This window comes from Xenorhabdus innexi (genome assembly GCF_002632485.1).
In the GTDB taxonomy this organism is placed as follows: domain Bacteria; phylum Pseudomonadota; class Gammaproteobacteria; order Enterobacterales; family Enterobacteriaceae; genus Xenorhabdus; species Xenorhabdus innexi.
Window position 1 is genome coordinate 1 of record NZ_NIBU01000294.1, and the last position, 261, is coordinate 261.

Below are 261 nucleotides of genomic sequence, written 5' to 3' on the forward strand. Positions count from 1 at the left end.
TCTGGGGCTGGTCAGTATGTTGTTGTTCAGCTTTGGGGCAAAAGCCGAGGAATTGCTGACCTGGGAACGCATTCCGTTACCGGTGACGCTGAAAGTCGGTCAGGAGCGGATTATTTTTGCTGACCGGAATGTGCGGGTCGGGTTGTCCTCGTCACTCAGCGAGAAACTGCGGGTGCAGAGCGCCGGCGGGGCAATTTACCTGAAAGCCCGTCAGGCTTTTCCGCCGACCCGGCTGCAATTGCAGGACAGTGAAAACGGGGA

At 57.5% G+C, this 261-nt stretch carries 1 protein-coding gene; it reads left to right on the forward strand.

Features of this window, described 5'->3' with window-relative positions:
- Nucleotide 1 precedes the first annotated feature (1 nt).
- Nucleotides 2-261, forward strand: a 260-nt coding sequence (locus Xinn_RS21685) for a DUF3438 family protein (protein WP_153043459.1), incomplete at its 3' end; no start/stop codon positions are given.